This is a genomic window from Dactylosporangium siamense (assembly GCF_016862795.1).
Taxonomy (GTDB): Bacteria; Actinomycetota; Actinomycetes; order Mycobacteriales; family Micromonosporaceae; genus Dactylosporangium; species Dactylosporangium siamense.
In genome coordinates this window covers 1-15,106 of the sequence record NZ_BONQ01000207.1, presented here as the reverse complement: position 1 = coordinate 15,106, position 15,106 = coordinate 1, and the positions used below count along the sequence as shown (strand labels likewise).

General features: G+C 73.0%; 15 protein-coding genes and 1 pseudogene. 9 read left to right on the top strand and 7 right to left on the bottom strand.

The annotated features are described in order from the left end of the window. Positions 1-71 precede the first annotated feature (71 nt). Positions 72-242, top strand: a complete 171-nt coding sequence (locus tag Dsi01nite_RS55470) for a hypothetical protein (protein ID WP_203854613.1) — start codon at positions 72-74, stop codon at positions 240-242. A 204-nt stretch (positions 243-446) separates the two neighbouring features. Then, positions 447-632, top strand: a complete 186-nt coding sequence (locus Dsi01nite_RS55465) for a hypothetical protein (RefSeq protein ID WP_203854612.1) — start codon at positions 447-449, stop codon at positions 630-632. Here the strand turns inward: Dsi01nite_RS55465 and Dsi01nite_RS55460 are convergent. Together Dsi01nite_RS55460 and Dsi01nite_RS55455 are read right to left on the bottom strand one after the other, a co-directional pair. Then, positions 629-2,134, bottom strand: coding sequence for a S8 family serine peptidase (locus Dsi01nite_RS55460; protein WP_203854611.1), 1,506 nt, complete (start codon positions 2,132-2,134; stop codon positions 629-631). The two genes, Dsi01nite_RS55465 and Dsi01nite_RS55460, sit on opposite strands and share 4 nt — an antisense overlap. 201 nt (positions 2,135-2,335) lie before the next feature. Beyond that, complete coding sequence (locus Dsi01nite_RS55455; RefSeq protein ID WP_203854610.1) at positions 2,336-6,283, bottom strand: fibronectin type III domain-containing protein; 3,948 nt, start codon at positions 6,281-6,283, stop codon at positions 2,336-2,338. Positions 6,284-6,392: 109 nt separating this feature from the next. Here Dsi01nite_RS55455 and Dsi01nite_RS55450 point away from each other — a divergent pair, with 109 nt between their 5' ends. Both Dsi01nite_RS55450 and Dsi01nite_RS55445 read left to right on the top strand, forming a co-directional pair. Next, positions 6,393-7,688: a M20/M25/M40 family metallo-hydrolase gene (locus tag Dsi01nite_RS55450; protein WP_203854609.1), complete on the top strand. Its 1,296-nt coding sequence runs from the start codon at positions 6,393-6,395 to the stop codon at positions 7,686-7,688. Between the two features lie 24 nt (positions 7,689-7,712). Continuing rightward, positions 7,713-8,018 carry an MTH1187 family thiamine-binding protein gene (locus Dsi01nite_RS55445; protein WP_203854608.1) on the top strand — a complete coding sequence of 102 codons (306 nt, stop codon included), beginning with the start codon at positions 7,713-7,715 and terminating at the stop codon, positions 8,016-8,018. 15 nt (positions 8,019-8,033) lie between these two features. Here Dsi01nite_RS55445 and Dsi01nite_RS55440 read toward each other — a convergent pair whose 3' ends face one another. Next, positions 8,034-8,693 (bottom strand): HAD family hydrolase, encoded by a 660-nt coding sequence (locus Dsi01nite_RS55440; RefSeq protein ID WP_203854607.1) that lies wholly within the window; start codon positions 8,691-8,693, stop codon positions 8,034-8,036. An 85-nt stretch (positions 8,694-8,778) separates the two neighbouring features. Here Dsi01nite_RS55440 and Dsi01nite_RS55435 point away from each other — a divergent pair, with 85 nt between their 5' ends. Then, positions 8,779-9,504 (top strand): class I SAM-dependent methyltransferase, encoded by a 726-nt coding sequence (locus Dsi01nite_RS55435; protein ID WP_203854606.1) that lies wholly within the window; start codon positions 8,779-8,781, stop codon positions 9,502-9,504. Here the strand turns inward: Dsi01nite_RS55435 and Dsi01nite_RS55430 are convergent. Then, positions 9,497-9,637, bottom strand: a complete 141-nt coding sequence (locus Dsi01nite_RS55430; protein WP_203854605.1) for a hypothetical protein — start codon at positions 9,635-9,637, stop codon at positions 9,497-9,499. The genes Dsi01nite_RS55435 and Dsi01nite_RS55430 overlap by 8 nt on opposite strands. Between Dsi01nite_RS55430 and Dsi01nite_RS58785 the strand changes: the two are divergent. Both Dsi01nite_RS58785 and Dsi01nite_RS58135 read left to right on the top strand, forming a co-directional pair. Beyond that, a pseudogene (locus Dsi01nite_RS58785) lies at positions 9,636-9,689 on the top strand (hypothetical protein); the annotation flags it as partial. The gene Dsi01nite_RS55430 and the pseudogene Dsi01nite_RS58785 overlap by 2 nt on opposite strands. A gap of 93 nt (positions 9,690-9,782) precedes the next feature. Beyond that, entirely contained in the window at positions 9,783-9,971 is a 189-nt protein-coding gene (locus Dsi01nite_RS58135; RefSeq protein WP_239137247.1) for a hypothetical protein, read from the top strand. Here the strand turns inward: Dsi01nite_RS58135 and Dsi01nite_RS55420 are convergent. Both Dsi01nite_RS55420 and Dsi01nite_RS55415 read right to left on the bottom strand, forming a co-directional pair. Continuing rightward, a complete protein-coding gene (locus tag Dsi01nite_RS55420; protein WP_203854604.1) occupies positions 9,965-11,551 on the bottom strand; it encodes a methyl-accepting chemotaxis protein in 1,587 nt (528 codons plus the stop codon). The genes Dsi01nite_RS58135 and Dsi01nite_RS55420 overlap by 7 nt on opposite strands. 44 nt (positions 11,552-11,595) lie before the next feature. Further along, positions 11,596-12,582, bottom strand: coding sequence for an ArsR/SmtB family transcription factor (locus Dsi01nite_RS55415; RefSeq protein ID WP_203854603.1), 987 nt, complete (start codon positions 12,580-12,582; stop codon positions 11,596-11,598). Positions 12,583-12,641: 59 nt separating this feature from the next. On the opposite strand from Dsi01nite_RS55415, the gene Dsi01nite_RS55410 reads away from it, so the two are divergent. Then, the gene (locus Dsi01nite_RS55410; protein ID WP_203854602.1) at positions 12,642-13,856 is read left to right on the top strand and encodes an MFS transporter; all 1,215 of its coding nucleotides are present in this window, start codon (positions 12,642-12,644) and stop codon (positions 13,854-13,856) included. Here Dsi01nite_RS55410 and Dsi01nite_RS55405 read toward each other — a convergent pair. Further along, entirely contained in the window at positions 13,853-14,059 is a 207-nt protein-coding gene (locus tag Dsi01nite_RS55405; RefSeq protein ID WP_203854601.1) for a S1 RNA-binding domain-containing protein, read from the bottom strand. The two genes, Dsi01nite_RS55410 and Dsi01nite_RS55405, sit on opposite strands and share 4 nt — an antisense overlap. Positions 14,060-14,305: 246 nt before the next feature. Between Dsi01nite_RS55405 and Dsi01nite_RS55400 the strand changes: the two genes are divergently transcribed. After that, on the top strand, positions 14,306-15,052 hold the full coding sequence (locus Dsi01nite_RS55400) for a nucleotidyltransferase domain-containing protein (protein ID WP_203854600.1): 747 nt from the start codon (positions 14,306-14,308) through the stop codon (positions 15,050-15,052). The last annotated feature ends 54 nt before the right edge of the window (positions 15,053-15,106 follow it).

The window sequence follows — 15,106 nt, the reverse complement described above, 5'->3', positions numbered from 1 at the left end:
CCCCGAGGCGGCCGCGGCGGTCTACGGCTGCCTCGTCGACGACCCGCGCGACGACCATCAGACCGAGCACCGTGCCGACCCTGCGGTTCCTGTGGGCCGAGACGACCCATTCCTACGCCCGCGCCGACTACCTCGCCGGGCTTGTCGGCACCGCCGCACCGGCCGTCGCCGCGGAATATCTGGACGAGGCCACCGACGACTGCGAGGACCGCGTCCGCGACCTTGCGATCGGCGCTGAATAGCCGTCCGGTCGCTTTTCGATCTGCCGGGTGGGCCGTCCGACACGGTGCAGCACGTGAGCGTCACCTACGTGCGGGTGGACATGGGCGCGCCGACCGGCACGCTGCTGGTCAAGGTTGACCTGAAGACGTTCGTCCACGACTTCGAGGTGCCCGCCAAGCCGACCGTATAGCGGTCAACCTATCAATTCGGTAGGATTGAGGGGGATGACACGGTGGTGGGACAGTGGCGCGGTCCGCGGCTCGAAAGCCGTGGACCGCGCCCTGGCGTTGCTCCCCGCCGTGCTGTTCCTCGCCGCGATGGTGGCGCTGTTCCAGCACTGGGAGGCCGTGTTCTGGGTGTGCGGCGGCGCCGCGATGCTCAGTCAGTACGCCACTCTCGACCGGCGTTAGTCCCAGCTGGTGCTCGCCCAGTCGTCGCTGGACCAGGTGCGGCCCGACCAGGTTCCCGACGACCAGGTCCGCCCTGACCAGGTGCGGCCGGTCCATGCCGGGTCGGTCCACGTCGCGCTGCTCACCCACGGCGTCGCGGTCCACGTCGCCGCCGCCCAGGTCTTCGACGCCCACGAGGTGCCGGTCCAGTCGTCGCCGGCGATCTTGAAGCCCATCCAGGTGCCGCCGGACCACGAGGTCTGCGCGGCCGACTTCGGCGCCCACTGCGGTGACGCCAGGGGGCCCCAGACGGTGCGCTCGCCGGACAGCGGCGCGTTGTCGAGGATCACGTGGCTGGTGCCCCGGGCCAGTTCGAACGTGCCGGTGCCCTTCGAGGTGTTCCACGTCGGCTTCGCCACCGCGGTCCCGGTGCGGGCGAGCGCGCCGTTGACGTTGAGCTCGAGCAGGCCCATCGTGCCGGCCTTGCCGTTCGGCAGGAACGTGCCGCCCTTGATCAGCCACTCCTTGATCTGGTCCGGGGTCGCGGCCGGCTTCGACTGCAGCACCAGCGCCGCCGCCGCGGACACGACCGCGGTCGCCTGGGAGGTGCCGCTGCCCTTGAACAGGGTCGTGCCGACCCGTGCCGACGCGTACGTGTTGTCGATGTTGGACCCGGGGTCGCGCAGCGACGCGATCGACGTGCCCGGCGCGAGCAGGTCGACCTGGTTGCCGCCGACGGCCAGGTTGGTGAACGTCGCCAGGGTGTCGTCGGCGGTCGCGGCGGTGCCGTTGGTGGCGGACGCCCCGACGGCGAGGATCCATTCGTCCATCGCCGGGTTGGTGAGCTTCGTGGTGCTGTTGCCGTTGTTGCCGGCGGCCGCGACCACGACGATCCCGGCCTGCCACGCCTTTTCCACCGCGAACTGCAGCGGATCGGTCCAGTTCGGCGGGTTGCCGCCGGACCCGTAGGACAGGTTGATCACCCGGATCGGGTTGGCCGGGTCGTCGTTGCGGTGCTTCACCACCCAGTCGACGGCCGCGATCATCTGCGTCACGTCCACCGCGCCGCTCGCCGTCCCGATCTTGATCGAGGTGAGCTTGGCCTGCGGCGCGAGGCCCTTCATCCCCGACGCGGTGTCGTTGCCGACGATGATGCCGGCCATGTGGGTGCCGTGGCCGAACGTGTCGAGGTACCGCAGGTTCGCCGCCTGCGACTCGAACGACAGGTCCGGGCCGTTGACGACCTGGGCCGCCGGCAGGCCGGGCACCGGGGCGACCCCGGTGTCGATGAGCGCGACGCCGACGCCCTTGCCGGTCAGCGCCGCCGCGGCGCCGGTGTCGGCGCCGATGATGGTGCGCACCGACGCCAGCGTCGTCGCCGGGGCACTGGTGTCGGTGGTGGCGGCCCACGCGCTGGACCACCCGGAGGTCGCGGTCGCCGGCGTGGAGACCGCGCCGCTCAATGCGACGGGGAGAGCAAGGGCACCGGCCGTCACGGCCAGCACGGTTCGTCTACGGGTCACCAAGGGTTGCGCTCCTATCGCGTCGGCGCGGTCCGTTCAACCATCACCGCGCCGGACGCCGCTGTCACCGGCGGCGGAGGCAATCCGCCCGGTCACCCGACACGGTCCACCTGACCCGCGTCCATCGGCCGTACCGACTCCCGGGAAAGTCCTTCAGCGCGCCGCTGCCCTGCCGATGCACCGCTACCACCGCCCGACGACTCAGAAGTTGTGGGCGCTGCCCACCGGCAGCAGGCGGGTGCGGCGGATCCGGCCGGCCCCCGCGAGGTGGACGAGCAGGACGCCGGCCGCGAGGGCGAGCAGGCCGCTGAACACGATCGCGACGACGTCGAGCCCGGTGACGGCGAGCGGGGTGGCGGCGACGGTGACCTCCAGCGCCATGGTGCGCACCGAACCGTCCGGAGCGGCGCCGAGCGCGATCACGGTGTGGCTGCCGGTCAGTGAGCTGGGCACGGTGACCGGCTTGCTGAAGTTGCCGTTGCCGTCGGTGACCACGGTGCCGAGGGTGAGCGGGCTCGAGTAGATGGTGATGGTGGCGGTGGAGTACGGCGCGAAGCCGGTGCCGATGACGACGATCTGCTCGCCGGGTTCGGCGGTGGTGATGTCGCCCTGGTCGGTGGTCAGGGTGAGCTGCGTGTCAGGCACGGTCGCGGGGATCTGCGGCTCGGCGGCGCTCGTCGGTGCCGACGCCGGAGTCGGCGCCGACGGGCCGCTGGCCGAGTCGGCCACCACCGTGTACGTGTAGGTGGTGCCGGCGACCGCGCCGATGACGCAGCTCGTGGGCGTCGGGCCGGTGACGTTGGTGCTGCAGGTGGCCGGTCCCGGGCTGGCCGTGACGGTGTAACCGGTGACGGCCGCGGTGCCGGCGCCCGCGGCGGCGGCGCTCCAGGAGACGGTGACCGCGCTGGTGCCCGCGGTGGCGGTGACACCGGACGGCGGCTGCGGCGGCGCGGCGGGTGTGCCGTTGGTGGCGGCGGTGGCCGGGCCCGTTCCTGCCGCGTTGATCGCGCGGACCTTGACCGGATAGGTGGTCCCGTTGGTCAGGCCGGTGACCGTGCCGGTCAGGGTGCCGCCGGTGCCGGCGGTGGTGGTCAGGGTCGTCCAGGTGGTGCCGTTGTCGGTGGAGACCTCGTAGCGGGTCACCGGGCCGACCGGTGGGGTGAAGGCCAGTTGCAGCGCCGTGTCGCGTCCGGTGACGGTGAGGCCGCTCGGCGCGAGCGGACCGCTGCCGACGGTCACAGCCTGCGCCGCGGTCGCGGGGCCCGGGCCGGCGCCGTTCACGGCCCGGACCTTCAGCTGGTAGGTGCCGCCGGCCAGCCCGGGGACGGTGCCGGCGCGGGTGGCGCCGGTGCCGGCGGTGGTGGTCAGGGTCGTCCAGGTGGTGCCGTTGTCAGTGGAGACCTCGTAGCGCGTGACGGGGCCGGCCGGCGGGGTGAAGGTGACGGCCACCGTGCCGCCGGACGCGGTCGCGGAAAGGTCCGTCGGCGCCCCCGGCAGAGTCGGAGTCGGTGCGGGCGGTGTGGGCTCTCCCGACCCGGCGGGGGTGACCGACGCGGCCGTGGTCGGCTCGCCGGCGCCGATGCTGTTCACCGCGCGGACCTTCACCTGGTAGGGGGTGCCGTTGGTCAGCGACGGCACGCTCATCTGGAGGGTGCTGCCGCTGCCGGGGGTGGTGGCCCGGGTCGTCCAGGTCGCGCCGTTGTCGGTGGAGACCTGGTAGGAGGTGATGGCATTGCCCCGGGCGCTGCCGGGCGTGAAGGTCAGCAGCGCCGTCGTGTCGCCGGGTGCGGCGCTCAGCCCGGTGGGCGCGGCGGGGCCGGGCGTGAACTTGACGACGACCTGGCCGGCGTAGATCGCGGCGTACAGCAGCCCGTCTGGGTCGAAGGCCAGCCCGTAGGGGGCACTCAGCGGCGACTGCAGCGCGAGCCCCGGCACCGCCGTGCCTGGGGCGCCGGTGCCGGCGACCTTGACCCGGGCGCCGGTGGTGGTGTCGACCCGGTCGATCTGCCCGTTGCCGAGGCTCAGGTAGAGCTGCCCGTCGGTGTCGAACTTCAGGCCCAGCGGGACGCTCAGGGAGCCGGCGAGCACCGACAGCGTCCCGCCCGGCGTGATCTTGAGCAGCTGGCTGCTGTCGGTCGAGGTGATGTACAGGTTGCCGGCGTCGTCGATCGCGGTCCCGGTCGGCCGGTTGACCTGCGACGTCGCGGCGGTGCCGGGCGTCGGCGTGCCGTTGGTGCCGGTGCCGGCGATGACCGTCAGCTGCCCGGTCAGGAGATTGATCTTGCCGACCTGGCCGCGCTGGCGTTCGCCGAGGTACAGGATGTCGCCGTCGATGGCGAACTGCGACGGGGTGTCCAGCGGACTGGACAGGGCCGGGCCGGTCACCATGGCGCCCGGGGTCCCGGTGCCCGCGATGATCGACAGGGTGCCGCCGGGGGTGACCTTGAGGACGTAGCCGAACCAGGTGTCGCCGACGTACATGTTGCCGGCGTTGTCGAACACGATGCTGCCGACCTCGTGCAGCGGTGACGCCGCGGCGGGCCCCTCGACCGGCCGTGCGCAGGTGCCCGTGCCGAGCGCCACGGAGAGGGTCCCGGCGGGCGTGACCTTCTCCACGACGCAGTGCTCGGTGTCGGCGATGTACAGGTTGCCGGCGGCGTCGAACGCGAGGTCGGCGGGCCCCTTCAGGCCGGAGCCCGTGGCGGGACCGGGGTTCGTCGGGGCGATCGCGCCGGTGCCGGCGACCACGGACAGGTACAGCGGCGGGACGACCGTGCCGGTCACCGGGGTCACCGGCACGCCCGCCGCGGCGGTGCCGCCACCGGTGCTGTTCACGGCGCGGACCTGCACCGTGTACGGGGTGCCGCTGGTCAGGCCGCGCAGCGTGACGGCGAGCCGCCCGTTGCCGGCGGAGTTCGCCGTCGCGGGCATCCACACCCCGGCGCCGAGCTTGATCTCGTAGCCGGAGATCGCGCTGGTGCCGGTGCTGGCCGGCGCCCGGAACGACACGACCGCGGACTCGCCCCCTGGCGTGGCGGTGACCTGCCGGGGGGCGCTCGGCGTGGCCGAGCCGACGCGGTCGACGGTGTTGTTGGTGCCGTCGGCGATGTAGATGACGCCGTTCGGATCGGCCGCGACGGCATACGGGTAGTTCAGGTTCGACGCGGACGCGGCGCCGCCGTAGGTCGGCGCGGCGTCCGCGCCCATCTGTCCGGCGACGGTGGAGATCGCCCCGCCTGGCGTGACCTTGCGGATCACCTGGTTGCCGGTGTCGGCGATGTACAGGTTGCCGTCCGCGTCCACGGCCAGGCCCTGCGGATAGTTCAGCTTGCTGGTGGTGGCCGTGCCGGTGCTCGTGGAGCCGGTGACGCCGGTGCCCGCCACGATCGACAGCACCCCGCCGCCGATCGAGGTCGGATTCGTCACCTTCTCCACCACGGCGCCGCTCTGGTCGCCGATGTAGAAGTTGCCGTCTCCGTCGACGGCCAGGCCGTAGATGCCCTGCAGTGGGGACGCGGTCGCCGTGCCGGGCACCGCCGGGGTGAACGCGCCGTTGCCGGCGGCGAGGGTGAGCGTCCCGCCCGACACGCGGTAGACCTGGTTGTTGCCGTAGTCGCCGATGTACAGGTTGCCGCTGCCGTCGACGGCCAGCGCGTTGGGCAGGTTGAGGTCGGCGGAGGTGGCCGGCTGTCCGGGCGTGGTCGACCCCATGGTGCCGGTGCCGGCCACGACCGTCACGGCTCCGGCCGGTGTCACCTTCAGCACCTTGGAGTTCATGTAGTCGGCGACGTAGACGTTGTCGGCGGCGTCGACGGCGACGGCGGTGGGCCGGTTGACCTTCGTGGTGGAGCCGGTGCCGGTGAACGTCGAGCCGGCGACGCCCGTGCCGACGATGACGGTGGACACCCCGGCCTGCGTCACCCTGACGACCTGGTGGTTGAACATGTCCGCGACGTAGACGTTCCCGGCGGAGTCGACCGCCACGCCATTCGGGGTGTTGAACCCGGTGGCGAACTGCGTGATCGGGTCGCTGCCCGCGGCGCCCGACACGGGCAGCGGCAGGACCACCGGCGCAGCCGTCACCGCGATCGTCGCGGCGAGCACCCCGGCCCGCCACCCGCGCCCGCTCCGGCTGCTGATCCGATTCACGCGTCACTCCCCAAGTAGTTACAATTCGCAAGGAATCTACTACTCAGCGTGACCTTGTGTGCCGGATTGGGGCGCGGCTCTCGACGGCCCGCCCGCTACCCTCTGCGGCGTGGACGAGGTTGTGGCGCTGGCCAGTGAGCTGATCCGGATCGACACCACCAACACCGGCGAGCCGTCCGGGACCCGGGGCGAGCGGCTCGCCGCCGAGTACGTCGCGGAGCGCCTCGAGGACGCCGGCTACGAGACCACGTACGTCGAGTCCGGCGCCCCCGGCCGCGGCAACGTCATCGCCCGCCTGCGCGGAGCCGACGAGGAGCGGGGCGCGCTGCTGGTGCACAGCCACCTCGACGTCGTGCCGGCCGAGCCGTCGGAGTGGTCGGTCCATCCGTTCTCCGGCGAGGTGTCCGGCGGATACGTGTGGGGCCGCGGCGCCGTCGACATGAAGCACATGGTGGCGATGAGCCTGGCCGTCGCCCGCCGGTTCCGCCGCGACGGTGTCGTCCCGCCGCGGGACCTGGTGTTCGCGTACCTCGCCGACGAGGAGGCCGGCGGGGTCAACGGTGCCGGCTGGCTGGTCCGGCACCGCCCCGAGCTGTTCGACGGGGTGACCGAGGCGATCAGCGAGGTCGGCGGCTTCTCGCTGACGGTCGGCGACGGCGTCCGGGCGTACCTGGTGGAGACGGCCGAGAAGGGCGTCGGCTGGCTCAGGCTGCACACCCGCGGCACCCCCGGGCACGGCTCGCTGCTGCACACCGACAACGCCGTGGCCCGTCTCGCCGCCGCCGTCACCCGGCTCGACGCGCATGAGTTCCCGCTCATGCTGACCCCGCCCGTGCGGGACTTCCTCGCCGGCGTGAGCGACCTCACCGGCGTCCCGTTCGACGAGGATGACGACCCGGCAAAGGTCCTCGGCCGGCTCGGCTCCGTCGCCCGCATGATCGGCGCGACCCTGCGCGACACCGCGAACGTCACCATGTTCTCCGCCGGCTACAAGGACAACGTGGTCCCGTCGACCGCCTCCGCCATCTTCGACTGCCGGCTGCTGCCGGACCGGGAGGAGGCGTTCCTGCGCGAGGTCGACGCCGTCGTCGGACCCGGTGTCGAGCGCGAGTGGAAGAGCATGCCGTCGGTGAGCACCACCTTCGACGGCACCCTCGTCGACGCGATGACCGCCGCCATCACCGCGGAGGACCCGGACGCGCGGCTGCTGCCGTACATGCTGTCGGCCGGCACCGACGCGAAGGCCTTCCAGCGCCTCGGCATCCGCCACCTCGGCTTCGCCCCGCTGCGCCTGCCACCGGACCTCGACTTCACCGCCCTGTTCCACGGCATCGACGAACGGGTCCCGGTCGACGGGCTGCTGTTCGGCACCCGCGTCCTGGACCGCTTCCTGCGCATGTGCTGAAGCCCGCTGGGTAGGGTGGCTCGCATGTCGGTTCTGGTCGCGTTCAGTGTCACCCCGCTCGGTGCGGGCCCGGAGGTCGGCGCGCTCGTCGCCGAGGCGGTGCGGGTCGTGCGGGCGTCCGGCCTGCCGAACCGGACCGACGCCATGTTCACCACCGTCGAGGGTGAGACCTGGGACCAGGCGATGGCAGTGGTCCGCGCCGCGGTCGAGGCCGTCCACGCCAAGTCCCCGCGCACCTCCACCGTCATCAAGGTCGACTGGCGCGACGGCGTGACGGGCGCCCTCGACGCGAAGGTCGCCTCCGTCGAACGCCACCTGATCGACGACTGACCCGAAAGGCTGCGGTCAGACGGGGCAGTCCTCGAGGTCGCGCAGGGCCTGGATGACGGGGCCGGGCCAGGTGGGGTCGGTGTCCTTGTGCTCGACGGTGCGCACCACCCGCATGCCGACCGCGGCGGCACCGGCCAGTTCGCCGTCCGCGCCGTCGCCGACGTAGACGCAGTCGGCCGGGGCGGCGCCGAGCGCGTCGGCGGCGGCCAGGTAGATGCGCGGGTCGGGTTTGCCGAAGCCGACGACGCTGGAGAAGACCGCGACGTCGAACCGGGACGCGAGCGCGCACGCGGGCCATTCCTCGGCGGCCTCCGCGGTGGCGTTGCTCACCAGGGCGAGCCGGGCGCCGCCGGCCCGCAGCGCGTCGAGGGCGGTCAGCGTCGCGGGGTGCACGGCGTCCAGGACTCGGTGGGCGAGGGCCCGGCGGTGTGCGGCGGCGCGGGCCACCGCCTCGTCGGACGGGTGCACGCCGAGGCGGCCGGCGAGGATCCGGATGGTCTCCTCGACGCTCCAGCGCACGAGCCGTTCGTCCCAGGTTTCGTGGTACGCCCGCAGCAGCGCGTCCGGGTCCACGCCCACCATCACGGCCATCTCGCCGACGACCCGGTCGCGCTCGGCGTCGGCGCCGTCGACCAGCGTGTGGAACAGGTCGAACACGATGAACCTCGGCGGCATGCCCGGCACGCTAACAGGCCGCCGCGGCTGTGAAGCGGCGCACTCGCCCCTTGTCCAGGTTCCCCACAGCCGGTTGGCTCGGAGCATGGCGCGCATCGCGTACGACGAGGGGGACGCCGCGGCGTTCGAGACCAACCGGCATCTGAGCGACGAGGGGCTGCATGCCTGGCGGGAGGCGGTCGGGCGGCACCTCGAGCCGCATCCCGGGCAGCGGCTGCTGGACCTGGGCTCCGGCACGGGCAGCTGGGCCCGGGCCTTCACCTCCTGGTTCCCCGGCGTGGAGGTCCTGGCGGTGGAGCCGTCCGCGGCGATGCGGGCGCGGTCGGTGTATCTGCCGGTCGTCGCCGGGCACGCGGGGCGCGTGCCGGTGGCCGACGGGGTCGTGGACGGTGTGTGGATCTCGACGGTGATCCATCACGTGCCGGACCTCGCGGCGGCCGCGCGTGAGCTGCGCCGGGTCGTGCGGCCGGGCGCGCCGGTGCTCATCCGGTCGGTGTTCGCCGGCAGGTACGACGGGCTGACGCTGGTGCGGTACTTCCCCGAGGCCGCCACCGTGCTGGACACCTATCCGAGCGTGGCGGAGGTCGAGACGGCGTTTGCCGGAGCCGGGTTCCGCACCGTGGCCCTGGAGCGGGTGGCGCAGACCACGGCGGGTTCGGTGGCCGAGGCCGCGGCGATGCTGCGCCGCGACGCGCACACCCCGCTGAAGCTGATCAGCGACGAGGCCTACGACGCGGGCCTGGCCCGGCTGCGGGAGGCGACCGACCCCGGCCCGGTCATGGACACCCTGGACCTTCTGGTGCTCAGGTAGTGCCCAGGAGCCGGCTCACCGCCCGGGTGGCGCGGGTCGCGGCGGCCGGGTCGCGGCGCAGGCGGTGCGTGGTGTGCAGGGCCAGCATCACCCCGCAGAGCTCGAACACGACCTGATCAGGGGCGTTCGGCATCTACCCGGAGGGCACCAGGTCGCGCGACGGCCGCCTGTACCGCGGCCGCACCGGCGTCGCGTGGCTGGCGCTCACCGCGGGCGCGCCGGTCGTCCCGGTCGCGCTCGCGGGCACCGGCGGGCTGCCCGGGCGGGCGAGGATCACCGTGCGGTTCGGCCCGCCGCTGCAGTGCGCCGGGCTGGCGAGGATCACCGTGCGGTTCGGCGCGCCGCTGCACTGCGCCGGGCTGGCCGACGACGCCCGCGACCGGCGCGCCGCCACCGACGAGATCATGGACGCCATCGCCGCGCTGTCCGGCCAGGAACGGGTCGCCAGGTACAACGCGGTTCAATAGCGGAACGTGCCGACGAGGTCGGTCAGCTCGCCGGACATGCGGCGCAGTTCGGTGGTGGCCTGTTCGGACTCGGTGACGCCGGCGCTGGTGAGGCGGGCCGCCTCGGCGACGCCGGTGATGTTCTGCGCGATCTCACCGGTGCCGGCGGCCGCCTCGATGACGCTGCGGTTCATCTCCGAGGTGGTGGCGGTCTGCTCCTCCACGGCGGAGGCGATGGTGGTCTGGAAGTCGCTGATGCGGGCGATGACCGCCGACACCTGCTCGATCGCGGCGACCGCACCGGTGGTGTCGTCCTGGATCGCCTGGACCCGGCGGGAGATGTCCTCGGTGGCCCGGGCCGTCTCCTGGGCCAGGTCCTTCACCTCGGACGCGACGACCGCGAAGCCCTTGCCGGCCTCGCCGGCCCGCGCCGCCTCGATGGTGGCGTTGAGCGCCAGGAGGTTCGTCTGCTCGGCGATCGACGTGATCACCTTGATGACGTTGCCGATCTCGGCGGACGAGTCGCCGAGCCGGCTCATCGTCGCCGACGTCTGCGCCGTGATCTGCACCGCCTCGCTCGCGACCCGGGCCGCCTCGCTGGCGTTCTGCGCGATCTCGCGGATCGACGCGCCCATCTCCTCGCTGCCGGTCGACACCGTGTCGACGCTGCGGGACACCTCCTCCGCGGCGGCGGCGACGGTCTGCGCCTGGACCGAGGTCTCCTCCGCCGACGAGGCGATCCGCATCGCCACACCCGACATCCGCTCGGAGGCACCGGCGAGGCGGGTCGCGGAGCCGTCGATCGTCGACACCGTCTGGCGCAGGCGGGTGGTGGCCGCGTCCAGGGCCTGGCCCATCTGCCCCGGCTCGTCGCGTGAGGTCAGGCCGGTGGTGCGGGTCAGGTCGCCGCCAGCGAGGCCGTCGCACACCGCCTTCACCCGGTGCAGGGACCGCACGATGCCCCGCGCCACCAGCAGGCCGAGCGCCAGGGCGGCGACCAGGCCGATGCTGAGGAGCAGGATCGCCATGGTCCGGTTCGAGTCATAGGAGTCCCGGGCCGCCTTCGCCGACGCGGCCGCGGCGTCCGCCTCCGACTTCTCCAGGCTGTCCAGGTCCTTGTTGATGGTCGTGAACACCGGCGCGACCTGGCTGGTGCGGACCTCCTGCCACGCGGCGAGGTCGCCCTTGGTGGCGTTGGGCAGCTGGACGGTCTGCGCGATCCGCACGTACTCCGCCCACTTCGCCTCCAGCTCGTCCACGACGCTGACGGGACCGGCGGGGTGGCTCGCGCGGTACTCCGCCACGGCGGCGGCGAACGCCTCGAGGTCGGCCGTGAACGCCTTGACGAACTGCGCCTGGGCGGTGGGGTTGCCGACGGCGGCGGCGTGGTTGGCGAGGTCGACGCGGGCCAGCGTCGCTGTCGCCCGGATCTTGCCGACCGCGGAGGTGCTCATGACGTTGCTGGTGTAGATCTGCTGGGCGGCCTTGCTGGCGTCGCCGAGCGCCGACACCGCCAGGACACCGTTGACGAGCGCCACCAGCACCGCGACGAGGACAGCGGCGACGATCCTGACATTCACACTGAGATCACGCAGAGCCACGACTCCACCGTAGGTACGTGACCGTCAGTGCGGATGAGAGTTCCTCAGATTCGCGTCCGGGTATCTTCACCGCCGGCGTCGGTGGCCGCCACCGCCGCGCCGGTCGGGGTCCGGTAGTAGAGGACCGAGCGGCCGGAGCGGCGCCTGGCGACGAGGCCGGCGTCGAGCAGGACCCGCAGGTGACCACCGACCGAGCCGAGGCCGGCGCCGGTCACCGCGACCAGCTGCGTCGTGCTCAGCGGCGTCGCGAGCAGGGTCAGGACGGTGGCGCGCAGCGGCCCGAGCAGCCGGGCCAGGGCGTCGGGGGGAGCGGCGCCGGTGGGCGTGGCGAGCCAGCCCGTGCACGGATAGATGACCGAATACGACCTGGGCGGCTCCTCCCAGCCGACCCAGCCCCTGGCCGCGGTCGTCGGGATGAACAGCAACGAGGCGTCGCTGATGTCCATCGGCGCGTAGTCATACGTGTTGATCTGCAGCCGCCCGTCGCCGAGCCAGCGCATGCCCGGGCGCATGCCGTCCAGGACCGCGGCCCAGCCGCCGGTGCTGAGCCGGGCGTTGCGGGACACGATGTCGGCCTCGAAGACGCGGCGCAGGCGCGGCCAGCCCGGGCGCACGAGCTGGGACCAGACCCACTCGACCAGGTCGGCGGCCCGCTCGGCGAGCCCGTCGGCGCGCAGTACGTCCGGCACGGCACCGTCGAGGCCCAGGTGCGCGCGGGCGGTGGCGTCCGGGGTGCGGCGCAGCCGGGCCAGCTCGGTGGAGAACGTCTCGCCGGGCGTGTGCGGCGGGGTGACCAGGAAGTCCGCGATCCAGCCGGGCCGGATCGCGGTGTGCAGGAACGGCCGCACGAACGGGTCGCCGGCATACCGGGCGTCGAACGCGGCGCGGTGCGCGGCGAGCCACTCCCGCTGCGGCGCGCTCGTCGCGTGCTGGCCGCCGAGCGCCGACAGGCAGGCGACCGTTTCGGCGAGCGGCGACACGACGAACCGGCTGCGGGCCAGCACGTCGGTGCCGATCTGCCAGAATCCCACGTTTCGCCTCCACGCGAAACTGTACCGGGTGCCCGTACCGGCGCCGCAGCATGACGATCATGCGAACCTATCGGCAACTGTTCGGCACGCCGGAGTTCACCGCGTTGTTCGGGACCCTGTCGGGGCAGGTCGCGGCCGGGACGGTGGCCGGGATCGGGCTGGGCACCCTCGTCTACGCGGCTACCGACTCGCCGCTGCTGTCGGCGCTGAGCATGTTCGGCGCGTCGTTCGCCCAACTCGTCGGCGCGGCGACGGTGCTGTCGTGGGCGGACCGGGTGCCGCCGCGGGCCGCGCTGACCGGGCTCGCCGTGTTCGCGGCGGTGACGACCGCCGTCCTCGCCGTGCCCGGGCTGCCGATCGTGGCCCTGTTCGCCGTCATCTTCGCGCAGGGACTCGCCAATTCGGTCGGCGGTGGCGTCCGGTACGGGCTGCTGGCCGAGATCCTCCCGCCTTCGGCGTACATCCTGGGGCGTTCGCTGCTGAACATGTCGGTCGGTGCGATGCAGATCGGCGGCTTCGCGGTCGGCGGTGCGCTCGTCGCCGCCGTGTCACCGCGCGGAGCGCTGCTGGTCGGTGCGGGCCTGCAGGTGGTGTCGGCGCTCGTGGCCCGGTTCGGCCTGACCCGCCGGCCGCCGCGCGCCACCGACCGGCCGTCGGTGCGGGCGACCTGGCGCGGCAACCGGCAGGTGTGGCAGCCGGGCGTATACATCGCGATGTGGGTGCCGAACGGGCTCATCGTCGGCTGCGAGGCGCTGTTCGTGCCGTACTCGCCGGGGGCGGCCAGCGTCCTGTTCGTCACCTCCGCCATCGGGATGCTGCTCGGTGATGCGATCGCCGGCCGGTTCGTGCCGCCGCGGCTGCGGTTCCGGCTCAGCGGACCGTTACGGTGGCTGCTCGCCGCGCCGTATCTGCTGTTCTTCCTCGAACCGTCGGTGCCGGTCGCGGCGGCGCTGGCCGGGGTCGCCTCCATCGGCTACGGCGCGACCCTGCTGCTGCAGGACCGGCTCCTGGCCACGACGCCGGAACCGTTGCACGGCCAGGCGCTCGGGCTGTTCGGCTCGGGACTGCTCGCCATGCAGGCGGTCGGCGCCACCCTCGGCGGGCTCGTCGCCCAGTCCGTGCCGCCGGGCACCGCGATGGGCATCCTCGCGATCGGCTCGCTGCTGGTGTCCGCCGGACTGTTCGTGGCCCGCGTGGCGTCCGGTCGCTGTGCGGCAGAGGCGGGCACCCGGGACGTCGCCCGGGTGCCCGCTGTCGACAAGGCTGTCGTTTAGGCCAGCGCCAGGCTGGCGCGGCGGCGCTCGGCGTCCTTGTCCAGGACGCGGACCGTGACGGCGGCGCCGACCTCCAGGCCGGTCACGCCGTGCAGCAGGCCATCGACACCGTCGGCGAACCGAACGAACGTGCCAAACGGCACCACGCCGGACACCTCACCGTCGACGACGTCACCGATGCTGAGATCTTCGAAGCGGGACATGCGATCACCTCCTTCCTCGGCAGGCTCCGCTCGATGCGGGCGGTGCGGAAGGAGGGGCGGGCCACGGGCCCGCCGGCAGCTCAACGAACTGCCGGACGCCTTGTCTGTGCACGGCACATGGCCGACCCGGCAGTCACCCCGGAACCGTACCTTGGTTCCCGTCCTCCAGGAAACCCGTGACCGCGATGGCATGATCGTTGTCGTGGTGCTTCTCGGGACCAACATCCGGCTCGGTCGGGGACCGTCGTGACGATCGAGGTGCCTGCCTGGGCGGCCGAGGTCGCCGGCGCGTTGCCCCGCCCGCTGGTGTTCGCCACCGTCAGCGGCGCGCACCTGTACGGGTTCGCCTCCGTCGACTCCGACCTCGACCTGCGGGCCGTACACCTGCTACCGGCGGCGGAGGTCGTCGGGTTGCGCCTCGGGCCGCAGACGTTGCAGCACAGCGGGGTGCGCGACGGCGTTGAGCTGGACGTCGTCAGCCACGATCTGCTGCCGTTCGCCAAGATGCTGATCCTCCGCAACGGCAACGTGCTGGAGCAGCTGCTGTCGCCGCTGGTGGTGGTGACGACCCCGGCGCACGCCGAGCTGGCGGCGATCGCTCCCGGGCTGATCACCCGGAACCACGCGCACCACTACCTCGGGTTCGCCGCCACGCAGGAGCGGCTGCACGCCAGGTCCGGCGAGCTGAAGCCCGCGCTGTACACGCTGCGGGTGCTGCTGACCGGCATCCACCTGATGCGCACCGGCACGATGGTGGCCGACCTCGGCGTGCTCGGCGCTCGGCTGCCGTACGTGCCGGACCTCATCGCCGCCAAGCGCGAAGCCGAACACGGGCCGCTGCCGGCCGGCGCCGCACGACGGCTCGCTGCCGACGTGCCGCTGCTGCGCGCGGAGCTGGAGGCGGCCCGGAGCGCGTCGCAGCTGCCCGAGCATCCGGACCCGGCGGCGGTCGACGCCCTGCACGACCTGGTGGTGCGCACCCGCCTCGGCTGAGCCGTCGTATGGTGGTCCCCTGACGGGGGAGGGTGGACACATGTCGATGCTCAA